The 18198-nt window shown below is 35.7% G+C and carries 14 protein-coding genes; 9 read left to right on the top strand and 5 right to left on the bottom strand.

Features of this window, described 5'->3' with window-relative positions; translation table 11 throughout:
- Nucleotides 1-9: 9 nt before the first annotated feature.
- Nucleotides 10-705, top strand: a complete 696-nt coding sequence (locus DET49_RS08890) for a potassium channel family protein (RefSeq protein WP_133547749.1) — start codon at nt 10-12, stop codon at nt 703-705.
- A gap of 820 nt (nt 706-1525) precedes the next feature.
- Entirely contained in the window at nt 1526-3337 is a 1812-nt protein-coding gene (locus tag DET49_RS08885) for a hypothetical protein (RefSeq protein WP_133547748.1), read from the top strand.
- A gap of 193 nt (nt 3338-3530) precedes the next feature.
- On the opposite strand, the gene DET49_RS08880 is transcribed toward DET49_RS08885, so the two are convergent.
- The 4 genes from DET49_RS08880 to DET49_RS08865 form a co-directional block, all read right to left on the bottom strand.
- Nucleotides 3531-4724, bottom strand: a complete 1194-nt coding sequence (locus DET49_RS08880; RefSeq protein WP_133547747.1) for a GAF domain-containing sensor histidine kinase — start codon at nt 4722-4724, stop codon at nt 3531-3533.
- A 140-nt stretch (nt 4725-4864) separates the two neighbouring features.
- A complete protein-coding gene (locus tag DET49_RS08875; protein ID WP_133547746.1) occupies nt 4865-5158 on the bottom strand; it encodes a hypothetical protein in 294 nt (97 codons plus the stop codon).
- Nucleotides 5159-5463: 305 nt separating this feature from the next.
- Nucleotides 5464-8487, bottom strand: coding sequence for an SbcC/MukB-like Walker B domain-containing protein (locus tag DET49_RS08870; protein WP_133547745.1), 3024 nt, complete (start codon nt 8485-8487; stop codon nt 5464-5466).
- The gene (locus tag DET49_RS08865; RefSeq protein ID WP_133547744.1) at nt 8484-9707 is read right to left on the bottom strand and encodes an exonuclease SbcCD subunit D C-terminal domain-containing protein; all 1224 of its coding nucleotides are present in this window, start codon (nt 9705-9707) and stop codon (nt 8484-8486) included. The genes DET49_RS08870 and DET49_RS08865 overlap by 4 nt, the downstream gene beginning before the upstream one ends.
- 123 nt (nt 9708-9830) lie before the next feature.
- On the opposite strand from DET49_RS08865, the gene trhA reads away from it, so the two are divergent.
- From trhA to DET49_RS08830, 7 genes are all read left to right on the top strand, one after another.
- Nucleotides 9831-10481, top strand: coding sequence for a PAQR family membrane homeostasis protein TrhA (trhA, locus tag DET49_RS08860; RefSeq protein WP_133547743.1), 651 nt, complete (start codon nt 9831-9833; stop codon nt 10479-10481).
- A gap of 100 nt (nt 10482-10581) precedes the next feature.
- Nucleotides 10582-11214, top strand: a complete 633-nt coding sequence (locus DET49_RS08855) for a Crp/Fnr family transcriptional regulator (RefSeq protein ID WP_133547742.1) — start codon at nt 10582-10584, stop codon at nt 11212-11214.
- A 70-nt stretch (nt 11215-11284) separates the two neighbouring features.
- Nucleotides 11285-12082 (top strand): sulfite exporter TauE/SafE family protein, encoded by a 798-nt coding sequence (locus DET49_RS08850; protein WP_133547741.1) that lies wholly within the window; start codon nt 11285-11287, stop codon nt 12080-12082.
- A gap of 506 nt (nt 12083-12588) precedes the next feature.
- A complete protein-coding gene (locus DET49_RS08845; protein WP_133547819.1) occupies nt 12589-13902 on the top strand; it encodes a cytochrome ubiquinol oxidase subunit I in 1314 nt (437 codons plus the stop codon).
- Nucleotides 13903-13963: 61 nt separating this feature from the next.
- Complete coding sequence (locus DET49_RS08840; protein ID WP_133547740.1) at nt 13964-15001, top strand: cytochrome d ubiquinol oxidase subunit II; 1038 nt, start codon at nt 13964-13966, stop codon at nt 14999-15001.
- A 45-nt stretch (nt 15002-15046) separates the two neighbouring features.
- Entirely contained in the window at nt 15047-16090 is a 1044-nt protein-coding gene (locus tag DET49_RS08835; RefSeq protein WP_166636563.1) for an MBL fold metallo-hydrolase, read from the top strand.
- Nucleotides 16091-16092: 2 nt separating this feature from the next.
- Entirely contained in the window at nt 16093-16707 is a 615-nt protein-coding gene (locus DET49_RS08830) for a class I SAM-dependent methyltransferase (RefSeq protein ID WP_133547739.1), read from the top strand.
- Nucleotides 16708-17186: 479 nt separating this feature from the next.
- On the opposite strand, the gene DET49_RS08825 is transcribed toward DET49_RS08830, so the two are convergent.
- Nucleotides 17187-18179: an aldo/keto reductase gene (locus tag DET49_RS08825; RefSeq protein WP_133547738.1), complete on the bottom strand. Its 993-nt coding sequence runs from the start codon at nt 18177-18179 to the stop codon at nt 17187-17189.
- Nucleotides 18180-18198: the final 19 nt, after the last annotated feature.

The raw sequence follows: 18198 nt of genomic DNA, 5'->3' as shown, positions 1-18198 counted from the left end.
AATATAGAGATGAAATATATAATTATAGGATTAGGTAATTTTGGAGCTTCCCTAGCCGAGAAACTTACTTCCATGGGAAATGAAGTTATTGGGGTTGATAACAATCTGGATAAAGTAGAAGCCATAAAGGAAAAAATAACTCATGCTATAAGTCTTGATGCCACAGATTTTAATGCAGTAACTAATTTACCTCTTGACGATACAGATATTGTAATCGTTGGAATAGGGGAGGATAAAGGTGCAAACATTATGGCTACTGCCCTTATGAGGCAGCTACGGGTTAAGCGGTTGATAAGCCGGGCAGTAGCACCATTACAGGAAATGGTTCTAGAGGCGATGGGCGTTGAAGAGATAATCCATCCTGAAGAGGAAACAGCAGAACGTTGGGCAAAAAAGCTTAACCTGGAAGGGGTAGTTGATTCTTTTGAGGTGACCGGTGAGTATAGCATTGTTGAAACAGAAATTCCTGAAGAATATGACGGTAAGACCTTGGAAGAAATTAGTTTAAAGAAGAAGTATAACATCATTGTTCTTACGACTATTAAATATACCGAGGGTAAAAATGAAATAGGATCGGCTAAGCAGTTATCCAATGTACAGGGAGTGGCTTCTGGAAAGACTAAATTAAAATTTGGGGATGTTATGGTATTATATGGAAATAATCGTGATATTAAAAAGCTTTTAAAAGAAGTTAGAAAATCGTGATTTTTACCGTTTTCAAAATTTCATAAATTCAATCAAAGTTATTTTTTATGAATCTTAAGGATTTAAAGGAATCTTTGGTTAAATCATATATCAAAATGCCTCAAAAATTTGATTGGAAGCTTCCTTGTCAAAAAATTGAAGTTAATATTTAAAAAAGTCCTTCTTCAAAATAAATATCTTTCCAGGTAAAATATATGCTTAAGGCCGAAATTATTTAACCGGTTCGGTCGATAGTAATAACATAATGGTGAACGTTCTCTTTTTATACCAAAAAAACCAGGTCCTCCTTAAGGCTGGATTCGACAATATTTTCAATAAAATTTCTCTCCCTTGAAATAATAGTTTCGTAGCAAGCATTGGAACTTATTTTATCAGTCATACTAACAAGGTTTCTCTTAATTTTCTATTACAGTTTTAAAAGGGCCAACCATTTTTTTAAGAGTAAGATCTGCTTTTCTAGATTTCAGTATTCTTTACAACATAAAGGCTCCGTTTAAATTTTATGAGTAATCGTATGTTCTTCATCAATTCCATTTTTAGCTAACCTGAGGTCTGAATAGATTTGAGTGCTGATATTTATTTTTAATTCAAATTTAAATTCGCCCTTTTTTATAAAGATTAGATTTTAGCTTAATTGACAAAGGCTGCAAGGATTTAAAACTCAGATTTTCCATCTCCAGCATTATTTCTAAATATGATTTGTGTCATATTTTTGGATTTTTGAAACCCTTTTCTTTACCATCAGAAAGAACTACACTTTCATTATTTGAAGGCCAGAGTGCTTAATATCACTCAGGTCCAGTTAAAAAATATTCATAAGATGAACAGAACAAACCAAATACACAGTTTTCATATTCCTGTGATGGGAACTGCTTTTACTATTGACACTCCTATTAGGCTTGCTAAATATGGAATATCGTCTGTGATTTCCATAATTGATGACGAGCTAATTGAGAAAATGAATTCCTTTTATTGTAAAAGGTTTGATTTGCCCTATGAGAAAATTTCAAAAAACAGGCCGGATTCCAGGGCCGAACGGATTACTACTTATTTAAATAATGTAAACCAGATCGTTCTAGGTAAATTTGAAGATTTCAAGAAAGAATTGGCCGAAAATAAAACAGCTTTAGAGAATTACATCGCTATTTTACCCAATCATTCTGAGATAAAGGAAGGCTTGCAATATTGGCTCAATAAGGGAGCTGGTGCCAAAAGGAAACTGAGTGATTATATTGACAAACATCTAAGCCCAGGAAGTATAGATGTTAATATTATGGCCAAGATCGATAAAGACAATTACGAAAAGAATGAACAATTGCCGGTAGAATTCAATGATGCACATGCTGCCCTTCGAGGATTTGCCAATTCCAAACTTTCTTCTTCAGTTGTGCTTTCGGCAGGACTTAATCCCAGGCTTTATAGTTATTTTGAAAATTTTAAAGATTTCTTTCCAGATACTAATGGTATTTTAAAAAAGAAAATTATCCTAAAGGTAAGTGATTATAGATCTGCTTCAATACAGGGAAATTACCTGGCAAAGAAAGGATTATGGGTGTCAGAGTATCGTATTGAATCCGGACTGAACTGTGGCGGACATGCTTTTGCAACTGATGGACATCTTTTAGGTCCAATTTTGGAGGAATTTAATCAAAAGAAAATAGAACTTATTGGTTCTGCTCATCAGTTAATGAGCAAAGCCTTAAGACAGAAAGAATTGCCTGTACCTGAAAAACCTTATGATGTAAAAATTACGGTGCAGGGAGGTGTAGGAACCGCCGAAGAACATGATTTTTTGTTAGATTATTACCAGGTTTCTTCAGTAGGATGGGGTACTCCATTTTTACTTGTCCCAGAGGCTACCTCGGTTGATATCAAAACACGGCAACTACTTGTTAAAGCTAAAGAGGAGGATCTTTATTTAAGTCACATTTCTCCTTTGGGAATCCCATTTAATACCGTAAAAGGGACTACCAATGAACAATTGAAAATAAAACGAATTGCTGCTAACAAAGCTGGGAGTTCCTGTCCAAAAAAATACCTAGCACTAAATAAAGAATATGTTGAAATGGGACTTTGTTCCGCATCTAAGAAGTTCCAGGATTTAAAACTCAAGGAATTGGAAGACAGGAAGGAAAACCTCTCAGCGTTGGCTTTGGAAAAAGAGAAAAATAAAATAACCGAAAAAGCTTGTTTGTGCGTAGGCTTAGGAAACGCTTCTTTTATTGAAAATGATATGGTGATAAAAGGGCAGGCCCAGGGAGTCGCTATCTGCCCGGGACCAAATCTGGCCTATTTTTCTAAAGTTATATCGCTTTCTAAAATGGTACAACACATCTACGGGAAAATTTCCGTGATGAATATGCCTAACCGTCCTAATATGTTTATCAAGGAACTCAAGATATACCTGGATTATTTCAAGAATGAAATTGAAGAATTTAAGGAGGCCCCTTCTATTAAACAGAAGAATAAACTGGAAAAATTTAAAGCCAATATTCTGGAAGGTATATCCTATTACCAGCAACTATTCATTAAAAAAAACATACCCTTTAAAAACGGGCAACTGTTGCAGGAACTACATCTTATTAAGGACCAAATAATTAAAATTAATTTGAATACAGAGATTTCTATTTAAACCTATCCTTTATTTTGTGGGCTTCTTTCCTTTATAATTCATAAAAACCGGCTAAGTCAGAAACTACTATGGGTCTTAGAAAGTTAGAGTTGTAGGCTATTGTTTAAAATAAATAAACGAGCGGAATAGAAAATTATTCCTAGTTTTTAATGTACTTAGGTAAAGATGCCGCCATACACTGCTCAAAGAAGGATTATATGGGAAGTCGAACAGTAATTTTTGTTCCTCCTTCCGGGCTAGATGAAGCCTTAAGCATACCATTCATTTCATCGACTAGGTCTGTCACTAATTTCAGTCCAAAACCAAAACCTTTCTCTCCCTGGGTACCTTTTTCTGAATTTACCGCTCCAGAGCTAAATTGGTTTAACTTCTCTTGGGACATTCCCATTCCTGTATCCTTTACCTCAATTAGGAGTTCGTTTTTCTGATTATTTTCTTCAATGCTCAGAAAAACAGAAACCATACCATTTGGGGGCGTAAATTTAATAGCATTTGAAATCAGGTTCCCTGAAATTGGTAAAAGATCTTTTCTGGGAAATGTTGTTGATATGCCTTGGCTAAAACTTACCTTATAATTTACTCTTTTACTTTGCGCCTGTGGTGTATATAGGGAGCGAAGTTTTTCTGCAAAAACGGAAAGGTTGAAGGTATATATAGCTTGTTTACGTGCTTCAAGGGCTTCCTGTAAAATATCCTCTGTAAGATTAAGCACATCTTGGCCACTCTCCTTAACCAGATTAAGAATTTCTCGCATTTCTGCTGTAGTATAATTGTCTTCTTGAGCAAGATTAAGAAGTTGCACGATCCCGCCGATGGGACCCCGGATATCATGAGCGAGCCTTTGCTTTAACTGTTGCTCCTTATCTGCTTTTCGCTCTGTTCTTCTCAGTTTAAGCTTCAACTCTAGTTTTTTAATGATTTCTCCGGCAATTATATGTAGTTTTTCAATCTGATCCTCGCTTAGTTCTTTGGTTTTATTGCTTAATACGCAGAGTGCACCTACCGGAATTCCGGTTTCCATTTTTAATGGAATACCATAATAATATTTTAAACCGTTTTCCCCTTTCACATATTGCTTATCTAAGAAACGAGAATCCTGATCTAACCGGGATACTTCCAAAAATTCAGGTTCCTTTAAAGTATAGGTACAAACTGAATCCTCTCTTGGCATTGGATTAAATGCAACATTACCAGAAACAGACCATTGTATATGGGAATCCAGGAGGTTTACCAGAGAGATCTCAGTTTCTGCTATAGAAGCCGCTAGCCGGGTAAGATCTTCGAACTCCTTATGCAACTTCTGGTAATCCAAATCAAGCTCTGCCAGATGTCTAACTCTTTTGTATTCTACATTATCTGAAATTTCTTCCATCTGAATTTCTTCCATTTTAAAAATATAAAAATATTAAGTTGCAGCGATTGACCATAGCTATAAAATCTGAAACTAATATCAACCCAGTATGCAGTTGGATTATAAGCAATAACATTGTAATAGTAATACTAAAAATGTGGTTTACAATACTTTTTTTACAACTTAAATTCTATACCAATAATAATTAAAATAAATATGGAGAGCTTCAATCCTAAATCCACACCACCAACAGCATCAGATTTTTCTTTTGGCAGGTAGGGTTCTTCTGAGAGTATGGATACAAAATGTTTACCCGTTGAGGTTTTACTTATGGTACATTGGCCCATTTTGCCCTTTACTTCACGGTGAACATTTACTTTAATTTCTTCTTTAAACTTCGGAACGAAAAATTTGCCCTCTTCAAGTTGAGCAAATTGCGGGATGGTAAAGCTTTTTTTTTTCGACTTCAATCTGTGAAATTTAGCCTTCCCTGGAAGTTAAGTTGTGCAGCATCTAATGAACTTAATGCAAATTGTAGGGCTCTAGACTATTAAACTCTTTAAGCCAGATAGTTTCTTGCTTCTTCTTTAATTCAGTTAAGGTCTCGCCTTGTTGATAGTAATTAGCTGACTCCATATTAGCTTGATACTGCTCTTTTCTTTCCTGCAGAAAAATTTTAAAAGTGAATCAGATTAGACTGCTAATATCATGGCTATAATCATCCTACGAAAATTAAGGTTTCTTAAAAATTGAATTTTCATTATATCCAATTCTTCTATTTAACTACAAAACTACTATATCCTTGTCCATTTAGGCTAAGCTGAATTTGAATGGTAATACGCTCTTTTAGCGAAGCTACGTGACTTATAATTCCAATTGTTTTACCTGATTCAGCCTGAAGTTTTTCTAAAGTATCTAATGTTTGGTCCAATGTTTCAGGATCTAATGTACCAAAACCTTCATCGATAAAAAGACTGTTTATTTCCACATTTCGGGAAGCAAGATCTGATAAGGCAAGAGCAAGGGATAAGCTCAGCAAAAAAGTTTCACCACCAGAAAGTGTTTTTACCGATCGTCTTTGTCCGCCCATATCTTCATCTATGGCAACCAAGCCGTCATCCTCTCCATCCATAGCTTTGTCAATTTTGTAACGTCGGCTCAGGTCTTTTAAACGAATATTTGCCAAATAGATGAGCTGAATTAAGGTGAGATCCTGAGCAAAATCATTGAATTTTTTTCCCTGACTATCCCCAATAAGGGTATTCAAAAGGCGCCAGCGTTTGCATTGCTTTTCCTTTGCTGCAATTTGATTATTAAGGTCTTTTAAACGTGAGAGGTATTCGTTATTATTGGCCAGTTTTCTTCTCATTTCTTCGCATTTTGATTGCTTCATTTGAAAAATCTCAAGCTTCTGTTTTTGCTCTGAGTTTAAGTCCTCTATAGATTTTCCACTTTCATGTTCCTTAAACTGTTCTAATTGCTTCTTAAGGGTAGAAATTCCCGTCTCTATGGTATTTTTTTGATTAAGAAAATTATCTTTCTCTTTTTTTAATCGAAAGAATTTATCCCCAGGTAAAAGTGATTGGTATGCTTTTTCAATACTTTCAAAATCAAATTTTATAAGCTGCTTTTCTAATCGCTCTAATAGTTCATTATAATTATTTAATTTCTGTTCTAGCAGTTGTTTCTGGTCTTTTTCATCTTGCTGTAGGTATTTTTTTTCCTGCATTAATGAATTCCACCCCTCTATTAATTGCCTACTTTCCTCACCAATATTTTTTCCTGAGTATTGCTTTTCAAGTTTTTGCTGTAGTAATTTCCCCCGCTTTAGTATTTCTTCTAATTCTCCTAAAATTGGTAATCCTGTTGCTATAGCTTTCAATTGCTGAGTTAAGGTTTCAAAGCTCTCAATATTTTCAATTTTTGAATTAAGTCTCAGAATATGGGATTCCCAGTTGACAGAATCCAAGGACTCAAATTCAGGGAATTTTATTTTGAAATTGTCGTTAATTCTAGTGATCTCTTCTTCTATTTTACCTATTTCGCTATTACTTTTTCGTAGGGAGTCTTCTAAATGCACTAATTTAGATTGCGCCTGGGTGAGCTCAGTAGTATGTTGATCTATTTCAATTGTTTTTGCTGAAATTTTAAGCGCAAGATCATTTTCAAAATCGGGTAGATGGCTAGAATAAGGATGCTCTGTAGAGCCGCACAGGGGACAGGCTTCTCCAGCTTTTAAAGAACTTCTTAGTTCCTCAAGTTTCGAACTGATTAGTTGGTTCTCCTTTTTTAACTGAAGAATCTCCAATTCTTTTTTTAAGAAAACAACAGAATTTTTTTCTTTCTGAATAATTTCCGGCAGGCGTTTTAAATCAGTTTGAAACCCTTCTACTTCTTTTTGCAATCTTAAACGATTCTCAGTATGGTTAAGGTTTTTATCAGAAAACTTCTGTGCCTGCCGACTTTTTTCCAATTCGGTTTTTAACCTGTTTTTTTCTCTAACCAAGTTTTTTAAATCAATTTCCTTTAAATTAATCTCTAGTTGTTGCTTTTGATGTTCCTTATCAGCTTTGAGATCTTCAAGTATTTTTTTTCCTGCTCTTAGATTATTCTCTGGAAAATCTAAATTTAATTGCCGGATTTCGGTTTTAAATAATTGTAGCTGACTTTTGTAATGCAGACCAAGTGATTTTTTATCTTCTTGGAGTTTTAAGATTTCATCAGTAAAAGTTTGAAGTTTTTCTCTAAGGTTTTCTGCAGATAATTCTTGATGAATAAAGTTTTTCACCTTCTGTATAAAGTGTTTTGAGTTCTCCTTATTCAGTTTTATTTTTTCACAAGTTTTATTGATCCCGGCTTTAAAATCTGATAATTCTAGCTGATATCGCTTCCAAGCCTGTAATTCTTCAGCAATAGCTTGGACTTTCTCATGATTTCTAAGGCTATCCCCGTATGCATTTTCAAATTCTTTTAGCTGAATATTTAGAGCTATTTTCTTCTCTTCTAAACTGTTAATTTCCTTTTCCTGATTTCTTATAATTTCTTTTTGTTCGAGTTGTTTTTCAATCAGCTTTAAATCATTATTTAGGCTCTCGGCCTGTGCTGATTTCTCTTTCAAATCATTCTGAAGGGATTTTTGATCTTCATTGGAAAGCAAATAGGAATTTATAAGTTTTATTTCGTTCTGTTGCGTTTCAATTTCTGCAGTCTCTGCTCTAAAACGTTCAAAAGCCAAAATGCCTAGTTGACGGTAAATTCCAGTGCCGGTAATCTTTTCGAGCAATTCACCTCGTTCCTCTTTTTTAGCTGAAAGAAATTTGGCAAAATCGCCCTGCGCCAATAAAACCGATTTGATAAACTGATCATAATTTAATCCGATCAAATCTTCATTTTTTGATGGGACTTCAGATTTCTTAAGGTCTAATAACGAATTATCCTGAAGGTTGGCAATCTCCATATTATAATCGTTTAAGTTTCCATTTCTGTTTACTTCAATACTCCAGGAAGAAGTAAAGCGCCCGGCATTAGTTTGGTAAGTGACCTTTGCGTAGGCTTGTTTTTGGTTTCGTGTAAGGATGGCACCTTTTTCCCTGATTTCCTTTTTAGTGATTTTACCCAATCGGGGCACCTGATTAAAAAGTGCCAGGGAGATCACATCCAGAATACTGCTTTTACCGCTTCCTGTTGGACCAGTAATGGCAAAAAGCGTATTTCCGGAAAAAGGAGGAGCTTCAAAATCTATATAATTTTCACCTTTTAGGGAGTTTATATTTTTAAAAGCAATACTCAGTATCTTCATTTTTTAGACTTGTTTAATTGATAGGCTTCTTCAAGAATTTCATTAAATGCGCTCATTAATTCCTCTCGCGTATCTTCAGCTTCTTCCTGTCGATCTATTAATTTTTGAAAAACATCTAACGGCTGGAGGTCCTCCAATTGTTGCTTTTGCTCATAAAGTTCCCCGCTTCCACTTATTTTATTTTCAAAACTGGCGCGATGTTTTACGATCTCATAGCCTTCAACATGAAAGGTATCAACTAACTGATCAAGTTCATAGATTTTATTGATGTCATAATTTTCTTGTTTTAGTTCAATCTCAATCAAAAAATCCAGACCGCTGCGAGGTTCCAGTTCCAACAATTTCCGACGAAGTTTTTCTAGATCACCGGTGATTTTCAATAATTTTCTAAAAATGGGAATTTCAATACTTTGGGGTTCCCAACCCATATCAGTATCCAGTAGTAAGATCCTGTTTTTATTGGTGCGTTCACTAAAGGAAAGCGCAATGGGGGAACCGCTATAATAGGTAGGAGTAGCCGCATTTACCCTTTGAGGTTTATGAATATGGCCCAAGGCGATATAACGGAAATAATCACCGAACTGAAGCGCATTAAATGCCGCCTGATTTCCAATTTGAATATCCCGTTCACTTTCTGATGTTTCGGCACCTGCTGCAAAAAGATGTCCCATAGCTATAGCAGGCACGCCGGGATATCGATTTTTACATATTTCAGCGGTAGCCAGGAAGGTTCTTTGAATTCCTTTTCGCAGGGCATCGATTCGGTCTTCATAAGAGTTTGCCTCACTGGCAGTTCTTAAATCCGCATCACGTAGATAGGGGAGTGCAGCGACAAGTAGTTCGATTTTATTTTCTTTATTTTTTATAGGAATGATACAATCTGATATATCCTCTGGCAGTCCACCAATAATATGAATATCCAGTGCTCGTAACACCTCTTGGGGAGCATTTAGCATCAGAGGTGAATCGTGATTACCACCGGTAAGAATGATCTTACAATCCAAACGCTTGAGTTTCATTAAAGCTCTAAAATATTGTTGCCTGGCTTCTGAAGAAGGATTGGCCAGATCAAAGACATCGCCCGAAACTAATAGAACTTCAACTTTATTATCTGTGATACAATCACAAAGCCAATCGATAAAAAGATTAAAATCGCTATGAAGACTATGTTTATGCAATTTTTTACCAAGATGCCAATCGGCGGTATGCAAAATTTTCATTGGAATTGCTTAAGGATTTATGTAGGTGTGAAGGTTCGAAAATAGTAAAAATTGAGCGTATAAAATATTCCATTTAAACCTGAAACTTTTTAATTTTATACTGCATAATAATTTTAAGGAAACTTGGAAACAGGACCACAACAGAAATACGAAGCTTTAGAAGAGAAATTAAATGTAGTTTCTCATGGTTTTGGTTTGGCCTTAAGCATCCTAGGACTTATTTTACTGCTGTTAAGGGCGAATGAATTAGGCCGAACGATCCACCTTGTTAGTTTCAGTATTTTTGGAGCCAGTATGATCTTGCTCTATGCTGCTTCAACTTTTTATCATAGTGCGACCAATAAGAATTTGCGTTATAAGCTCAATATTCTTGATCATGCGTCAATATACGTACTTATTGCCGGAAGTTACACTCCCTTTGCTCTTGTGACTCTGGAGGGTTGGATAGGGTGGACCATTTTCACAGTGGTTTGGTGCATTGCCTTAGCCGGAATTATTCTTAAACTTTTCTACACCGGGAGATACCAAAGACTTTCTACCATTATGTATGTAGTAATGGGATGGATTATTGTATTTGCAATCAAACCTTTGTACGACAATTTGAGTTCAGAAGGTTTATGGTGGCTGTTGGCCGGGGGAATTTCTTATACCATTGGGGCAGTGCTTTTTAGTTTTGATAAAATAAGGTTCAACCATGCCATCTTTCATGTTTTCGTGCTATTTGGTACTTTTTGTCATTATCTTTCTATTTATTTTTATGTGCTCCCGGGATAGACTTTCAAATAAAAATCTTCCATTTTTACAATTTAAATACTAATTTTAGTTTCTGAAAAAAATGGATTTTCCTACTAAAAAATAGCCCAACTAGTATTGTATGTTACAGCAGTTAGAAGAAGCCTACGGATTTATATTTGAAGATGAACTTCTTAGTGAAATTAATCAGGTGGGCAATCTTCAGTTTGTCGGTGCCGGTGAAACAATAATTGAAATTGGGGATTACGTAAAGATGATGCCTTTGTTGCTTGAAGGAGCTATTAAAATTATGCGGGAAGATAAAGATGGGGATGAACTTTTATTGTATTTTTTGGAGCGTGGCGACACCTGTGCCATGACGCTTTCCTGTTGTCTAGGCCAGACTAAGAGTGAAATTAGGGCTGTAGCTGAACGCGATACCAAAATAATTATGATTCCTATTGAAAAGATGGAAGAATGGACTTCCAAATATAAATCCTGGCGCAATTTTGTTTTTGAAAGTTATCATACCCGTCTTTCAGAAATGCTCGATACCATAGATACCATTGCGTTTATGAATATGGACCAACGTTTAATGAAATATCTTCAAGATAAAGCTAAGGTCAATCAGAATGAAACAATTGCAGTTACCCATCAGCAAATCGCTTATGATTTGCATACTTCTCGGGTGGTTATCTCCAGATTATTAAAAAAACTGGAATTGGACGGGAAAATAAAACTTCAGCGAAATAGTATTGAAGTTACTGAACTTTGAGTCTGTGTAACCCTTGTTACTGTAGAATGCTCATTTAGCCTCTATTTTTGCAGCCTAATAGAATTAAGATATGGAAGTATTAGACTTACTAGGTTATTTTGGAGCATTGATAATTGGTGTTGTTCTGGGACTTATTGGTGGTGGCGGTTCTATATTAACCGTTCCCGTATTGGTGTATTTACTGGCTATTAATCCTGTTACGGCTACCGCATATTCTCTTTTTGTGGTAGGTGCTTCAGCTCTGGTAGGTGCAGCTAAAAATATGCAAAAGAAACTTGTTGATTTTAGAACGGCAATTGTATTTTCAATTCCGGCCTTTATTGCAGTGTATGCCACAAGAAAATGGATGGTGCCAGCAATCCCCGAGTCTCTTTTCAATATTGGTAATTTTGAAATCACCAAGAATATTGGGATTATGCTTTTTTTTGCCATTATAATGATCCTGGCATCGATCTCTATGATAAAGGAGAATGGTAAGAAAAATACTGAAACCCTAGAGATACGTTATAATTATCCACTGATTATTGTTGAAGGAATTGTAGTTGGTATCCTTACTGGAATTGTAGGTGCAGGTGGAGGATTTCTAATTATTCCTGCCCTGGTGCTACTGGCAAAGCTCCCTATGAAAAAAGCAGTAGCAACCTCTTTATTGATTATTGCACTTAAATCCTTGATCGGTTTTATAGGCGATATTCAAAATATGGATATCAATTGGGTATTTTTATGCATTTTCACCGGTCTTTCCATCATTGGTATGTTTATAGGGATTTACCTAAATAAATTTATAGACGGAAAAAAACTAAAAAAGGGTTTTGGCTGGTTCGTACTTTTAATGGGAATCTACATCGTCTATGCTGAAATTTCATAGGTCTGAAATTTTAAACCTACAGAAATACCTTTTAAAACTAATTTTGTGTTGGGATGAAAATCGAGTTTTTTAGCTCGGGTGTTCTTGAAACTTCAAATTTTTAAACGGCTTAAGATGTTTTAAGCGTTTTTGTATTAGGCGACTTCAATTTTTTGATGAGGGAATTTGTCATATTGCAGTTAAACCTGATCTAATATCATTTCTCAAACCAAGGTAAGACCATGTTTTTGTTACCAATGAAATTAAAAAATAAGGCATCCCAAATCCCAGGAGTATTGTTTTACCTCTCAACTGATTTCCCATCAGGCTATAAGATGGGGTAGGATTTATCCTGCTAATTTTATCTTGGTATAAACCCGGACATAAGAAAATACAATTGTGCTGAAAGTATTCAAATTATCGTGATTAGCGGCAGACCACCGGTAGATTTTTCCCTAAATTTAGTCGCTGAAAATATATGTCATTGCTCTTAATTAAGAGATTTGAAATCTGTAAAATAGAATATGATGGAGAATTTAGATTACGCACGCCTGCAAATGGCCTTTACCTTAGGTTTTCATATCATTTTTGCTTGTATAGGAATGGTAATGCCTTTTTTTATGGTAGTCTCCCACCATAAATGGCTAAAAACCCGAAACCCTATCTATAAAAGATTAACCATGGCCTGGTTAAAAGGAGTGGCTATTTTTTTTGTGACTGGTGCTGTTTCAGGTACCGCACTTTCCTTTGAACTGGGAATGCTTTGGCCTGAATTTATGAAACACGCCGGGCCCATTATTGGGATGCCGTTTTCCCTGGAAGGTGCAGCATTTTTTGTAGAAGCCATCGCTCTTGGTTTTTATCTTTACGGATGGAATAAACTTCCGGAAAAATTTCACTGGTTCACCGGCGTAATAATTGGTATTGCTGGAGTAGCTTCCGGAATTCTGGTGGTTTCGGCCAATGGTTGGATGAATGCACCCTCTGGTTTTGATTATATAAATGGTGAATTTACCAACATAGATCCTGTTGCGGCATTTTTAAATCCGGCCTGGTTTACACAAGCATTACATATGACTTTAGCCGCTTTTATTGCAACTAGTTTTGGAGTGGCCGGAATTCACGCTTTCCAAATTTTTCGTGGAAGAAATGTAGCATTGCACACCAAAGCATTTAAAATCGCTATTGTTTTTGGAGCCGTTACTGCTTTTTTACAACCCATTAGCGGTGATCTTTCAGCAAAGGATGTGGCGGAGCGCCAACCGGTAAAACTCGCTGCTATGGAAGCTCATTACGAAACTCAAAAAGGTGCCCCGCTTTACATTGGTGGAATTGTAGATGAAGAAAACCGGACCGTTTCCTATAAACTCGAGGTCCCTAAAGCCTTATCTTTTTTGGCTTTTGGCGATTTTAATGCAAAGGTCAAAGGGCTCAACGATTTTCCGGACGATGAATTACCTCCGGTAGCCATTGTGCATTATGCATTTCAAATTATGGTAGGCTTAGGCACTTTATTAATGTTTGCAGGTTTAATTTATTTTATAAGTTTAAAGAAGAAAAGTTGGCTAAAAAGTAAATATTACTGGCTGTTATTTATTGTAGTCGCTCCACTTGGTTTTGTAGCCATAGAAGCTGGCTGGGTTGTAACGGAAGTTGGAAGACAACCCTGGATTATCCATCAGATTATGAGAACCGAAGATGCTGTGACACCAATGCCGGGAATGAAGTACAGTTTTTTTTATTATTTATTTCTCTATACGGTTTTAGCCATAACTGTAACCTGGTTAATGAACCGTCAAATAAAATCTCTAAATCAACCTACTGAGGACAAGGATACATAAGTTTGAGTGAAAAATAAGTTTTATCCTCACAAGGCTTGTAATATAAAATCCAAGATTAATTATGCTTTATATCGTTCTGTTTTTTCTGTTATTTTCTCTTTTATTGTATGTGCTTCTGGGTGGTGCAGATTTTGGTGCTGGAATAGTTGAATTGTTTTCTTCAACCAGGAATAAAGAATATACCCGGGACACAATTTATCGCGTTATGGGACCAATTTGGGAGGCAAATCATATTTGGCTTATTATCATGTTGGTAATTTTGTGGGTGGCTTTCCCCGGCTATTTTAACGTATTGATTATATACCTGCATATTCCTCTAAGTTTGGTATTACTGGGAATTACCCTAAGGGGTGTTGCCTTTGTTTTTCGCCATTATGACGCAGTTTTCGACAAGTCTCAATTTTGGTATAACTGGCTTTTTAGAATAGGAAGTTTTGTAACTCCTATATTTCTTGGAATGTCTTTCGGAGCCTTAATTGGCGGAGAAATAATCATCACCGAAGATTATGAAAATTACGGGTTCTTCGACCTTTTTATGCAGCACTGGCTGAATCTTTTTAGTTTGCTAGTCGGTTTGTTTTATGCTGCATTATGTGCATTTTTAGCGTCCACACTTTTAATTGGGGAAGCTGAGGGAAAAGCCAGAAAACATTATGCTAAAAATTCAGCGTTTTTCACCATTGTATTAGTAGGCTTGGGTTTTCTTCTTATCAGTTATGGGTATTTCAATGATATTAAATTTGCCATAGATTTTATTCATAACCCCGTTTCCCTGTTCTGTGTAGGTTTATCAGGGATACTTCTAATTCCGCTTTGGAAATTTATTAAAAAAGAATATAGAATTGCCAGTAGGTATCTTGCCGGTTTTCAGGTTGTGTTAATACTCTTTGCAGCTCTGTATGCCCACTTTCCCTATATTATAATTACTGCACAGGAGGAAATAAGTCTTTTAAAAAATATAGCACCTGAGGCTACTATAAGCAATTTGGCAATAATGTTACTTATTGGTGGGTTTATAATTTTACCGGGACTATTTCATTTAATGAAATCGTTTAATATGATTAAGGTTCTGGAGAAAAACGAAAAAGAGTATGAATAAATTTTTCTGTAATTAAATAGTATAATTGAAACTAAAAATTTTTTAATGATCTTAAAAAGATTTGGAAAAGAACCCTCGGGCGATAGATTAACTCGAATTAAAAAAGCTGATAACACTGAGAATGGCAATTTTTGTAATATAGAGCCAACTTCAGTGCAACCTAAAGACGTCTCAACATTTAAGATCTTAAAACACATGTTGAACCGTCCTAAATCCGTTCGGCCTTCCCAGAAAATTCCTCATACAAAAGCTGATCTACTTAATATAATAACAGATAAACCTGTCGTTGTATGGTTTGGACATTCCTCATACTTATTAAGTTTTAAAGGTTATAATATTCTTGTAGATCCTGTTTTTAGCGGATTTGCGTCACCTTTTAAGTTTTTCGGCAAATCTTTTAAGGGGACCGATTTATATTCAGCTAAAGATTTTCCGAAAATAGATTTGTTGCTCCTAACTCACGATCATTATGATCATTTAGATTATAAATTTTTAAAAGAATTAAAACCGAAAATTTCTGCAGTATTGACATCACTGGGGGTAGGAGAACATTTAGAACTTTGGGGAATAGGCCCAAAAATGATAACTGAATTAAACTGGAATGAAAGCAGTATAATTAATAGTAATCTCAAGATTACTGCCCTGCCTTCAAGGCATTTTTCCGGAAGAGGTATAAAGAGAAACACCAGTTTGTGGGCCTCCTATGCCTTGGAGTGGGAAAATTTCAATATCTATATTGGTAGCGATTCTGGGTATAGTCTGCAGTTTAAAGAAATAGGAAAAAAGTTTAAAACTTTCGATATTGCTTTTTTGGAGTGTGGACAATACGGAAAATACTGGCCCCAAATACATATGTTTCCAGAGGAAACGGTGCAGGCTGCAAAAGACTTGAATGCCAAAATTTTATTTCCTGTGCATTGGGGGAAATTTGTGCTCTCCACCCATCCATGGAACGAACCAGTTAAGCGACTAATGGCTCAAGCCCGGAAACAGGATCAGGAAGTAGTTGCTCCAAAAATAGGGGAGCCCTATACTTTTGGTAATAAATTTGTGCAAGATGAATGGTGGAATTTCAATGAAAAAAAATAAGGATGAAAGAAGCAAAAATACATTGGGAGAATGTATATGATAAAAAATCTTATGAAGATGCCAGTTGGTACCAGGAGATACCTGAGACTTCTTTAAGATTTATTAAAGAGCTGGAGTTACCCAAAACATCAAAAATCATTGATATTGGTGGTGGCGATTCAAACCTAGTGGATTACTTATTAAAAGAAGGTTTCCGAGATATTTCTGTTTTGGATATTTCTGAAAAAGCGCTGGTAAAAGCACAAAAACGACTTGCTGAGGAGGCTGAAAAAATAAACTGGATTATTGCTGATGCCTCAGAATTCGAGGCCACACAAATATATCATCTTTGGCATGATCGAGCTACTTTTCATTTCCTTACCAAAGCGGATCAAATTCAAAATTATGTCCGAACCCTTGAGAATTCAATTGTTTCAGGAGGCTTTGTAATCCTGGCTACATTTTCTGCCAATGGCCCTGAAAAATGTAGTGGAAGGACAATTAAGCAATATTCGAAAGAAGATTTGGAGAAATTGTTACGGGATAAATTTGAACTTTTAAGATGTGAAAATATAGATCATAAAACCCCAGGTGGAACTATTCAAAATTTCACCTTTTGTTATTTCAGAAAAAAATAAAAAAATTATAACCGGGTTTTTAAAAAGCCTTTTTCTAAAATTCCGGTATGCGAAATGCAGGAACGAATTTGTTCCCCTTAAAACGCAAAAGCTTTCCGGCATAGTTGATGACTTTGTGAATTATGCAAAATAAAACCTGTAGGAGTTAAATGCTATATAAATGTCTATGGTTTTTGTATGATAAATTAGTTTGGATTCACCTTTTTTTGATAGAAATGGTAGTACAGTGCATGTGGCTATAAACCTTATTTAAATTTAGAGGGTTGCCACACGCGATGATTTTGCGTAATGATCTTAAAAAATTATTATACTGCATTTAATGGGGTCAATAAGGGAAATCATCCAAAATTAGGTTTATCGAGGAGTCAGGCTCAATAAGGAAGACATTGAAGATTATATTAAAAAAACCTAAACTAAGAATCTAGGGTTTTTAATAAGCTACGAGTATGCGAACGAAATGCATTCTCGTAGCTTTAATTTTATACAGGAATTTCTGCTTTTTGTTCAATGAGGTTTTCCTGTTTTAATTCTGACCAAAATTCGGAAGGAATTTTCTTTTCAAAAGCATTCATATTTTCCTGAACCTGATCTGGTTTGCTGGCTCCGGCCAAAACCGTGCCCACATATTTTGGAGCTAAAGAAAACTGAAGTGAAGCCGCAATTAGATCTACGTTATGTTTTTTAGCAATTTTAAGAATTTTCTTATACCGATCCGATATGTCATCAGGCATTTCTCCTGAATAGTTATAACGTTTTTGCCCAGCAAGTAATCCTGCATTAAAGGGCGCTGCGTTTATCAAAGTGGCGTCACTTTGTGCTATGGCCGGTAGTAAACGCTTCAGTGAATCTTTGTGGTTCACCAGCGAATACTGAATAGCCGAAAGAAATACATCGGGCCTAGCGACTTCTAAAGTTTTTAAAATGGGTTCTATAGTGTTAACTCCTAACCCCCAGGCTTTTATTAGACCTTCTTTTTTCATTTTTTCCAGCTCCGGCATTGCACCATTTTTTGCAACTTCAAAATGATCTTCCCAGGTCGTACCTTCTTCATATTCATCATTATGGTCTGGAGAAAGATCGTGAATAAATGCATAATCTATACGTTCTATACCTAATCGCTGCAGGCTATCTTCTACCGAACGCCTAACAGCCTTCGCTGAATAATCGTATTTATAAGCGAAGGGGGAAGGATTTTTCCACATTGTTTTGGGAATATTATTAGTGGCAGTTAAAATCCGGCCGACTTTAGTGGAAAGCACATAATCATCTCTTTTTTTAGTATGTAGAAAATGCCCAAATCGTCTTTCACTTAATCCTAAACCATACCAGGGGGAAGTATCATAATATCTTACTCCAGCTTCCCACGCGCCTTTCAGTGTTTCTTCGGCTTGAGCATCGCTTATTTCCTTAAATCCGTTACCGATAGCCACTCCTCCTAAACCAAATTTGTGCTGCAATTTAAATTGGCTCATAATATTATATTTTTGCTTA

This window comes from Salegentibacter sp. 24, assembly GCF_004362395.1.
Lineage (GTDB): Bacteria > Bacteroidota > Bacteroidia > Flavobacteriales > Flavobacteriaceae > Salegentibacter.
This window is presented reverse-complemented; position numbering and strand designations above follow the sequence as displayed.